At 62.7% G+C, this 9,637-nt stretch carries 11 protein-coding genes; 7 read left to right on the top strand and 4 right to left on the bottom strand.

The window, feature by feature from the left end:
- Positions 1–31: 31 nt before the first annotated feature.
- A complete protein-coding gene (locus ACX80C_RS18110) occupies positions 32–838 on the bottom strand; it encodes a hypothetical protein (RefSeq protein ID WP_459327855.1) in 807 nt (268 codons plus the stop codon).
- 153 nt (positions 839–991) lie between these two features.
- Here ACX80C_RS18110 and ACX80C_RS18105 point away from each other — a divergent pair, with 153 nt between their 5' ends.
- Together ACX80C_RS18105 and ACX80C_RS18100 are read left to right on the top strand one after the other, a co-directional pair.
- The gene (locus ACX80C_RS18105) at positions 992–1,534 is read left to right on the top strand and encodes a peptidylprolyl isomerase (protein ID WP_459327854.1); all 543 of its coding nucleotides are present in this window, start codon (positions 992–994) and stop codon (positions 1,532–1,534) included.
- Between the two features lie 6 nt (positions 1,535–1,540).
- A complete protein-coding gene (locus ACX80C_RS18100) occupies positions 1,541–2,407 on the top strand; it encodes a rhomboid family intramembrane serine protease (protein ID WP_459327853.1) in 867 nt (288 codons plus the stop codon).
- A 329-nt stretch (positions 2,408–2,736) separates the two neighbouring features.
- Here the strand turns inward: ACX80C_RS18100 and ACX80C_RS18095 are convergent, their stop codons facing one another.
- The gene (locus ACX80C_RS18095; protein ID WP_459327852.1) at positions 2,737–3,447 is read right to left on the bottom strand and encodes a FadR/GntR family transcriptional regulator; all 711 of its coding nucleotides are present in this window, start codon (positions 3,445–3,447) and stop codon (positions 2,737–2,739) included.
- A 157-nt stretch (positions 3,448–3,604) separates the two neighbouring features.
- Between ACX80C_RS18095 and ACX80C_RS18090 the strand changes: the two genes are divergently transcribed.
- Positions 3,605–4,117, top strand: coding sequence for a gluconokinase (locus ACX80C_RS18090; protein WP_459327851.1), 513 nt, complete (start codon positions 3,605–3,607; stop codon positions 4,115–4,117).
- 30 nt (positions 4,118–4,147) lie between these two features.
- A complete protein-coding gene (locus ACX80C_RS18085) occupies positions 4,148–5,548 on the top strand; it encodes a GntP family permease (protein ID WP_459327850.1) in 1,401 nt (466 codons plus the stop codon).
- A gap of 85 nt (positions 5,549–5,633) precedes the next feature.
- On the opposite strand, the gene ACX80C_RS18080 is transcribed toward ACX80C_RS18085, so the two are convergent.
- Complete coding sequence (locus ACX80C_RS18080) at positions 5,634–5,879, bottom strand: cell division protein CrgA (RefSeq protein WP_459327849.1); 246 nt, start codon at positions 5,877–5,879, stop codon at positions 5,634–5,636.
- A gap of 188 nt (positions 5,880–6,067) precedes the next feature.
- On the opposite strand from ACX80C_RS18080, the gene ACX80C_RS18075 reads away from it, so the two are divergent.
- The 3 genes from ACX80C_RS18075 to ACX80C_RS18065 are packed head-to-tail and all read left to right on the top strand — an operon-like array spanning position 6,068 to position 7,696.
- Complete coding sequence (locus ACX80C_RS18075; protein ID WP_459327848.1) at positions 6,068–6,892, top strand: class E sortase; 825 nt, start codon at positions 6,068–6,070, stop codon at positions 6,890–6,892.
- On the top strand, positions 6,892–7,053 hold the full coding sequence (locus ACX80C_RS18070; RefSeq protein WP_459327847.1) for a hypothetical protein: 162 nt from the start codon (positions 6,892–6,894) through the stop codon (positions 7,051–7,053). The genes ACX80C_RS18075 and ACX80C_RS18070 overlap by 1 nt, the downstream gene beginning before the upstream one ends.
- A 1-nt stretch (position 7,054) precedes the next feature.
- Positions 7,055–7,696: an anthranilate synthase component II gene (locus ACX80C_RS18065; RefSeq protein WP_459327846.1), complete on the top strand. Its 642-nt coding sequence runs from the start codon at positions 7,055–7,057 to the stop codon at positions 7,694–7,696.
- Here ACX80C_RS18065 and pknB read toward each other — a convergent pair whose 3' ends face one another.
- Positions 7,697–9,628, bottom strand: a complete 1,932-nt coding sequence (pknB, locus tag ACX80C_RS18060) for a Stk1 family PASTA domain-containing Ser/Thr kinase (protein WP_459327845.1) — start codon at positions 9,626–9,628, stop codon at positions 7,697–7,699. It abuts the gene before it with no gap.
- Positions 9,629–9,637: the final 9 nt, after the last annotated feature.

Here is a 9,637-nt window from a genome sequence, read left to right as displayed (position 1 = left end):
ACCCGATCAAACGCCCGATGAAAAATCGAGGCTAGGCGGTGGGGTCCTTGGGTGCGCCGGCGGCGTCGTTGTCGGACTTCGCGGCTGCGCGGTCAGCGGCGGCCTTGATGTCGTTCACCGCCTGCTTCGCGTCGTCATTGTGCGACACCTCGGCAACCGGCTTCGGTTCGACGGGGGTAGGGGTTTTCCACGGGTCCTCGACCGGCTGCGAAGCGCGCCATACCGCAACACCTGCAGTCACGGCGGCGGCGATGATGCCCACGATCAGCCAGCCCTTGCCGCTCTTGCTCTTCCGACGGCGCTTGAGGTCCTTCGCAGCACGCTCTGCCGCTGCTACTGCAGCCTTCTGTGCTTTCTTGACGGCCTTCTTGTCACCGGTGACCTTTGTGACGACGCCGGCGACGCCCGCCGGAATTGTGGCTGCGGCCAGAGTCCGGGATGCGGAGTCCGCAACATCACCCAGCCGGTAGGACACTGCTGGGATGTACTCGCCGACGACTTTGTCCCGCGCCTGATTGATCGCTGGGGTTGCGCGGTCCAACGTGTGCTGGATGCGTGGCGCAGTATTATCAACCGCCTGCGAGATGCGGGGCGCGACCTTGTCCAGGCCTTCCTGAATACGTGGGGTCACCGTGGCAATACCATCTGAGAGGCCTTGTGCCGCACGATGTACTCCATGCTGGATCTTTGGTGAGGCTGTTTCGAAGCCCCGTTCAATGCGGGGAGCTACCCAGCCCCTGGCGGCATCCACTCGCGGACCGGCCCAATCCCGTGCCGTGCCGACCCCCATCAGAACGTTGTTCTCAAGGGTGCGGACAACGCTATCGGATTTCTTCACAACTACCTCCCGAGGATAGTGACTGTTGTCAGTCAGCCTACGTGCTATTTCGGGATACATGCCATCCGGATGCTGATTTCGCAGCATTTTCACTGTGCGCGGAACCTCGAAATTCCGGGGGAAGCGCAGCAAGCGCATGGAAGAATGGAGGCCATGACAGCAATCGCTACTGCACACGCAACCATCCATACCAGCCTCGGGGACATCCAGGTGGAACTGTATGGCAACCACGCCCCCAAGACGGTGAAGAACTTCGTTGGGCTTGCCACCGGCGAGATCACCTGGACACATCCGGACACCGGTGAGGAGAGCAACGCTCCCCTGTACAGCGGGACCGTCTTCCACCGCGTCATCAAGGACTTCATGATCCAGGGCGGCGATCCGCTGGGCCAGGGAATCGGCGGCCCGGGCTACAAATTTGATGATGAGATCAACCCGGATCTGGACTTCACCGCTCCGTACAAGCTGGCCATGGCGAACGCGGGCCTGCAGAACGGGCGGGGAACCAACGGTTCCCAGTTCTTCATCACCTCAGTTCCAACCACCTGGCTGCAGGGAAAGCACTCCATCTTCGGCGAGGTCAAGGATGAAGCATCACGCGCCGTCGTCGATCAGCTGAACGCCATCCCCACCGATGGACGTGACCGGCCGCTCGAGGACGTTGTCATCAGCAGCATCACGGTAGAGCAGGCCTAACAGCCCATGACCTACGGAATCCCGGCGGGCCAGCCGGACCAAGAGGTACCCGTATGCCCGCGCCACCCGGACAGGGTCAGTTACGTGCGGTGTCAGCGGTGCGGCAGGCCTGCCTGCCCGGAGTGCCAGCGTCCGGCTGCCGTCGGGATTCAATGCGTTGACTGTGTCCACGAGGCACAGCGCAACGCGCCTGTACACAAGACGGTCTTCGGCGGCGCAGTCCGTCAGGGACGTCCGATAGTCACCTTCACGATCATCGGTTTGTGCGCCGTCCTCTTCCTGGCGCAGGTCGTTGTGCCTGGTTTCACTGAATTGCTCTGGTACGCGGGCATTTACACCTCTGAATTCGGCCCTGTGGAACCGTGGCGCATGCTCACCGCGGCGTTCCTGCACTCCCCGAGTTTCCTCCTTCATATCGGCTTCAACATGTATGCGCTGTGGATCATGGGGCAGGCTCTGGAGCCGCTGCTTGGCAGGGTGCGCTTTCTCGCCCTTTATCTGATTGCCGCGATTGGTGGCTCCGTTGCCGTACTCCTGCTCAGTAGCCCACTGCAGCCTGTGGTTGGCGCATCCGGCGCAGTTTTCGGCCTGTTCGGCGCCATGTTCATTGTTCAGCGACGGCGCGGCGGAGACGTGCGTCAGCTCGTGGTCCTCATAGCCATCAATACCGTTCTGGGTTTTGTGGTTCAAGGCATTTCCTGGCAAGCGCACCTCGGTGGGCTGCTGGCAGGTGCTGCGGCCGCGGCGATCATCGCCTATACACCGCGCGGGAAGAACCGCTCACTCATTCAGTGGACCGGCCTCGGCGCCCTTACGTTCCTGCTGATAGTTCTCACCTTCGTCGGGGCGCAGCTCATCTCACTGCCTGCCTAGTTATCCACAGGGTTTATCAACACCGGGGAAAACTTACACACATGTAATTCCACAGGTGTGGATAAGCATCCCGGCGCATCTTGGAAGATCCAGGCTCGATACCCCCAGAGTTACCCACACCTGTGGATAACTCGGTGCACAACGTGTGCATGAGCGCGGGCGGCGATTAGCGGGCACCGATTCTGTGTAGGTCTCAACGGCAATAGTGGGTGTTTCAGCAGGACGCGCCGCCGAAAGGCGGGTTCGAACGGCAAACCTGCACTGGATCATCAGTGTGGGCACTGGGCACTGGGCACTGGGCACTGGGCACTGGGCACTCGCCATCGCGCTCAGCTGATGGCGTCACGGACCTCGGCCAAAAGCTCACGCATGGCGTTCTCCGCGGCATCCGGGTCGACGCCGGCAATTGCTGCGGCCACGGCCTCATGCGTAGCCAGCGCGTGCTCGCGTGGGCTGCTTGGCATCAAGCCCTGCTGGGTCCGGCCGCGCAGTACCTCGGCAACGACTTCCTCCAGCGCAGCGAACATCTCGTTGCCGCTGGCGAGTAGCAGCACCGAGTGAAACCGGATGTCGACGGCGAGGAACTCCTCCAGTTGTCCTGCCTCGCCGAGCTCGCGCATCTGCCGGGCAAGATCGACGACGACGGCGCGCTGCTCCGCGGTCGCGTTCCGTGCGGCCCCTGCCGCGGCAAGTGGTTCGACGGCGCAGCGCAGCTGGGTGAGGCTCCGGAACTGTTGCGCGCGGGAGGTGCCCTCCAACCGCCAACGGATGACCCGCGCGTCGTACACGTTCCACCGTTCCGGCGGCTGAACCACAATCCCCACCCGGCGCTTGCTGAATACCAGGTTCATGGACTCAAGGATGCGCATGCAGTCGCGAATCACGGTTCGGGAGACCCCGAAACGGAGTTGAAGCGCGTCGATCGTGAGACGCTCACCAACAGCTAGATCGCCGTTGACCACACTCCTGCCGAGCTCATCGATGATGCGGCTGTACATCACCTCTGCAACTACTGAGGAGCCAGGCGAAGAACGCGTCACTGTTGACCTTTCGCGGGAGAGCAGGTGCACTCAGGATAGAGCCGGACGCGCAATTACCAAAGGTGGTATCTTTTGGGCGACAAAAGGTGCTACCTTTTACGCAGCACGAAGAACGTCAGGACTGCAGAAGCAACGACAAGGGAGTCGAGGAGTCGACATGGAAACACGGATGCACCTGGTGATCATGGGCATATCCGGCTCAGGCAAGACGACGATTGCCACGGCGCTCTCGAATCGCCTGGGGTGGTCCTACGCGGAGGCTGATGAGTTCCACTCGGCAGCGAACATCACCAAGATGACGCAGGGCATAGCCCTCACGGATGAGGATCGCCACCCGTGGCTCACGGCCATTCAGGAGTGGATCAGCAGTAAGAGTGCGGTCGGCGAATCCACCATTGTCACCTGCTCAGCCTTGAAACGCAGCTATCGGGACATCCTCGCCGCCGCAGACGGCGATGTTCGCTTCATACACCTGCTCGGAGACGTCGAGCTCATCCGCTCTCGTCTGAAGACCCGCACGGGACACTTCATGCCCGAATCCCTGCTGCCATCCCAGGTGAGCACCCTTGAACCGCTCGGGGAGAAGGAGAACGGAATCACGGTGATGAACGTCGGAACACCTGACGAGGTCACCGATTCCATCCTGCAGCAACTCGGCCTGACTGCCTGAACAACCACAACCCTCACGGAGAAGTAATTCATGGAAATTGAAGGCTGGACACAGACGCTTGGCGCCGGTCCGCTCCTGCTCATAGCGGCCGCCGCAATCGTGGTGCTGCTCCTGCTCATCATCAAACTGAGAATTCATGCTTTCGTTGCGCTGATCCTCGTGAGCCTGCTGACCGCATTCGCAACCGGAATACCGGCGAACCAGGTGGTTCCCGTGCTGACCAGTGGATTCGGGTCCACGCTCGCAACCGTGGCGCTCCTGGTTGGACTTGGCGCAATGCTGGGCAGGCTGGTTGAAACCAGCGGCGGCGCGAAAGTCCTCGCTGATTTCCTCATCGGGAAGTTCGGCGAGAAGCGGGCACCGCTGGCGCTAGGCGTGGCCTCATTGATCTTCGGTTTCCCGATCTTCTTCGATGCCGGCCTCGTGGTCATGCTGCCCGTGGTGTTCTCGGTGGCCCGCCGCCTTGGCGGAGGAGTTCTCATCTACGGACTGCCCGCAGCCGGTGCGTTCTCGGTCATGCACATCTTCGTACCGCCCCACCCCGGTCCTGTAGCCGCATCCGAATTCTTCGGAGCGAACGTTGGACTTGTAGTGCTCGTGGGCCTCATTGCGGCAATCCCCACCTGGTACGTCACTTCGTACCTGTACGGGCTGTACATGGGCAAACGCATCGTTCTGCCCGTCCCCGCCTTGCTGGGAAGGGCTGACGAAGAGCAGGAGAGCAATCCGCCGTCGTTCGGCACTGTGGTGGCAATCTTGCTGCTGCCCCTGACCCTCATCTTCCTCAATACGGGCCTGAATGCACTTTACGTTTCGGGCGCTCTGCCTGAAGGCAGCGCGGACCAGGCGTGGTTCCAGATTCTCCGCACCGTCGGAGAAACGCCCGTGGCACTTCTGATAGCCCTCCTGGTCGCGGCGTATGTCCTCGGACGACGGCGCGGGGTGGAGAAGACGGCGCTCGAGAAGGTCCTCGAATCGGCACTGGGCCCCGTGTGCTCGGTCATCCTGATCACCGGCGCAGGTGGCATGTTCGGCGGCGTCCTGCGCTCTTCAGGAATCGGCGCAGCTCTCGAGAGCGCGCTGGGTAACCTCGGGATCCCCGTGATCCTCGCGGGCTTCCTCATCGCTGCGATCCTCCGCATCGCTCAAGGATCCGCGACCGTTGCACTGACCACCGCGGCAGGGTTGATCAGCCCCGCTATCGCTTCCGGCGGTTACAACGGGCTGCAACTGGCGGCCCTGGTAATTGCCGTCGCCGCAGGATCGGTTGTGGTCAGCCACGTCAACGATTCCGGCTTCTGGCTGGTTGGCCGGTTCTTCGACATGGACGTCAAGACCACGTTCAAGACGTGGACGGTCATGGAAACCACGATCGGCGTCATGGGCTTCGGCATAGCGGCTGCCGTCTTCGGCTTCGCCTCGCTCGGCTGACCGGCAACAGAACCGGCTGACCGGTACCGGAACGAACAATGGGCGCCTCCGCAAGGAAAGCGCCCATTGTTGGTGTGACGGGTGATTACCGCCAGCGTGTGGTCATCAGGAACCCGACGATCGCAATTCCGAAACCGATGAGGATGTTCCATGAGTCAATCTGCGGAATCGGGAAGCGCGCTTCGGAGATGTAGTAGACCAGAATCCACAGCAGACCGATGACCATCAGCCCAAACATCACCGGTTTGTACCAGATGGGATTCGGCGCGGTCTCGTTCCTGGCGGGTGTCCTCGACTCGACCGGCTTCTTGCGGGACTTCGACTCGGGCACGGATCCTCCTTGACGGGCAGTTGGACTGCCGGCGGCTCTTATATGGTCATGCTGGCTCGGAATGCGGCGAATTCACAAGCTATCCTGAAACAGGACTATTGTCATCGGCGCGGGTTCTAGCTGCCCATTCTAGCTAAGAATCCGGCGCCGTGGTGCCGGGCTGCGTACCGGCAGATTCAGGAGAAGGCGTGACCGAGACCGGCGGGAGCATCGCGGTGGCCCGCCGTGACCGTTCGGCACGGCCCCCCGCCCGCCGTCGTCGTGGTGTGTTTCAAACCCTCGTCCAGGTATTCGGTGAGCTGCTCATCACGGCCGGAATCCTACTTCTTCTCTTTGTCGCGTGGGAATTATGGTGGACCAACATCGAATCCAACGCCAAGCAGGAAGAGGCGGTGGAAAACTTTATCGCGGACCTTGAGCTCCCGCCCGCACCCACTGGCGAAACCAATAACAACAACGACGGCGGCGGCGGCACCGTAGCCCCTGAGAACGTCCCGGTTTTGGGTGGCCTGCCCGTCGGAGAGACCTTCGCCGTCGTCTATGTGCCGCGCTTCGGCGAGGACTATACGCGTCCGGTTACCAGCGGCGTCGGAACGGCCGTGCTGGACAACCTCGGCCTGGGACACTACCCGGAAACGGGTATGCCGGGCGCCGTCGGCAACTTCGCACTCGCCGGCCACCGCCAGACCAACGGGGCTGTCCTGGACAATATCCACACCCTTGTACCCGGTGACCGCATCTACGTGCAGACCCGCGAGGGCTACTACACCTACGTGTACCGCAACACCCAGATTGTGCTGCCGGACAGGGTGGACGTGCTTGCCTCGGTTCCCACCCAGCCGGATGCCGAACCCATTGAGCGGATCCTTACCCTGACCAGTTGCAATCCGCGGTTCGGCTCGCAGGAGCGCATCATTGCCTACGCGGTGATGGAGTCCTTCCGTCCGCTGGACGCCGGGCCGCCTGAGGACATTGCCAGCCAGGTTTACGAGGCAGCGGAAGGAGCCGCCTGATGTATGCGTTTCTATTCCGGCATCTGCCCGGACCGCTCTGGCTGCGCATCGTCTGGTCCATCCTGCTGATCACAGCCGTCCTCGCAGTCCTGGTGACGTGGGTCTTTCCCTGGCTGTCCCAATTCAATCCCCTGACCGATTCCACGATTGGCTCCGAGTAACATGTTCACCCCAACCCGTATTTTGGTTGTCGACAACTACGACAGCTTTGTCTACACCCTCGTCGGCTACCTGCAGGAGCTCGGCGCGGAGACCACGGTAGTGAGGAACGACGACGTCACCCTCGCCGAGGCGGTTGCCCTCGCCGAAGCGCGGGACGGCGTCCTGATCTCCCCAGGGCCGGGCGCCCCCGTGGGAGCGGGCGTCTGCATCGACCTGATCAAGTGGTGCGGCGCGAACGCGAAGCCGATGCTCGGCGTGTGCCTTGGCCATCAGGCACTCGCCGAGGCGTACGGGGGCTCGGTTACTCATGCCCCGGAGCTGATGCACGGGAAGACGTCCCTTGTGGAGCACGATTCGACCAACGTTTTCGAGGGGCTCCACTCACCGCTGACAGCCACCCGTTACCACTCGCTCGCTGCGGTGGGCGAGGTGCCCGCAGAACTTCGGGTAACGGCGCGCACAGCCAGCGGTGTCATTATGGGCCTGGAACACCGGTCCGCTCCCCTGTGCGGTGTCCAGTTCCACCCTGAATCGGTGTTGACCGAGGGTGGTTACCGGATGCTGGGGAACTGGCTTGAGTCGGTCGGCCTTACGGGCGCCGCTGAACGGTCATCGTCGCTGAGCCCACTGATCCGCCAGTAGTCAGCCGCCCAGACCGTCCAGCAGGTCCCCGACCACGCCGCCGCTTCCCTGTCCGCGGCCGCGCCCGCGGCTCTCACCTTCTTCGCTTGGGGTAGGCGTGGGGGTAGGAGTAGGGGTTGCCGACTCGGTCGGTTCCTCCTCCGCGGCGGGCTCCACCGCCACGTAGATCACCACTTCGCTGCCCGGCTCTACGTTTGAGTCCTCCGCAGGCTCCTGCTTCACTACAGTGCCGGGCTCGACGACGGCGTTCTCCTCCTCCTCGACGCGCGCCACGAGGGCACGGGCCGGGTCCTCAAGGATGGCGATCGCTTCTTCCTGAGGCAAGCCGATCAGGCGGGGAACGGTGACCAGACCGGTGGACAGGACCAGGTTCACTTCAGTGTCAGCGGGCACGGTGGATCCCAACGCCGGATCGGTCGAAACCACCCGGCCCTCGGGAACGGTGGCACTATTGGTCTCGCTCACCGTTCCACCGCGGAGCCCGGCAGATTCGAGCGCATCACGGGCGGAGGATTCGGTCAGCTGGAAGAGTTCCTCGGGAACCGTACGGTTGGCCGGTCCCTTCGAGATGTTGAGGGTCACGAGGGAGTCCGGCTCCACTTCCGCCCCAGCCTCCGGATCGGTCCCGATGGCAATACCCGATTCGACCTCGTCGTGGAACGTGCGCTCCACCTGCGGCCTGAAGCCTGCCGCTGTAAGGGCATTACTCGCTTCGGTTTCGTTCATCGAATCCACCGACGGTACCGAAGCAAGGACCGGTTGCTCCGTTTGCGAGTTCAGCATGCCGAACAGGACGACGGCGCCGGCCGAGAGTGCCAGCGCAAGCAGAACCAGGAAGACCGCGATCCAGCCGCGTCGGCGTGAGCGCCGCTTGTCCTCGACGTCGTCGCGGCGGCCCAGCGCAATGGGCCGCGCCGCGTCTTCCTCGTCACGCACAGGATCCGCGGCCATGGTCCCGCCAGCCAGGACTTTCGCCATCGCGCGGGTCTGGGGCGGATCGACGTCGTGCGCTTTAGTAGGGACCGAGGCCATCGCTTCGGTAGGCATACCGACTGCGCCGGGCGTTATGCCCTTCCTTGCATCGACAAGCGCGGACCGGAATTCTGCCGCGCTTTGGAAGCGTTGGGAACGGTCCTTCTCCAGCGCGATCTTCAGGACGGCTTCGATCGACAGGGGAATGCTGCTGTTGACCTCACGGGCCGGCCTCGGCATCTCACGCACATGCTGGTAGGCAACCGACACGGGGCTGTCCCCTACGAATGGAGGCCGGCCCGTCAGGAGTTCGTACAGCAGGCACCCGGCAGAGTAGAGGTCACTGCGTGCATCAACCGTTTCTCCCCTCGCCTGCTCCGGGGAAAGGTACTGGGCTGTTCCGATGACCGCCTGCGTCTGGGTCATGGTTGCGGCGGAATCGGCGATGGCGCGGGCGATGCCGAAGTCCATCACCTTGACCTGGCCTTCGGGTGTGATCATCACATTCGCCGGTTTGATGTCGCGGTGGACAATGCCTGCGCGGTGGCTGTACTCAAGCGCGGAAAGCACGCCGAGGATGTATTCGACGGAACTTTCCGGCGTCAGGTCGCCGGCTTTGAGGAGGTCACGAAGGGTTCGGCCGGCGACGTATTCCATGACGATGAACGGGACCCGGACGTCGTCGTGGGACCGTCCTTCAACCTCTTCCTCGCCGGTGTCATAGACCGAGACGATGGTCGAGTGGTTCAGGGCAGCAACAGCCTGTGCCTCCCGGCGGAACCGCGACTGGAACAGGGGGTCGCGAGCGAGATCCTGGCGCAGCACCTTGATCGCGACCGAACGGCCCAGACGGATGTCACGACCGAGGTGCACATCGGCCATACCGCCCCGGCCAATGAGTTCACCTACTTCGTAACGTCCGTTGAGGACCTTGTCGCTGCTCACCTGGTGACCCTTCATGCTTCCTTT

It is taken from the genome of Arthrobacter tecti, from assembly GCF_054511355.1.
Note: the sequence above shows the minus strand (reverse complement) of the source record. Positions and strands in the feature narration are given on the sequence as shown.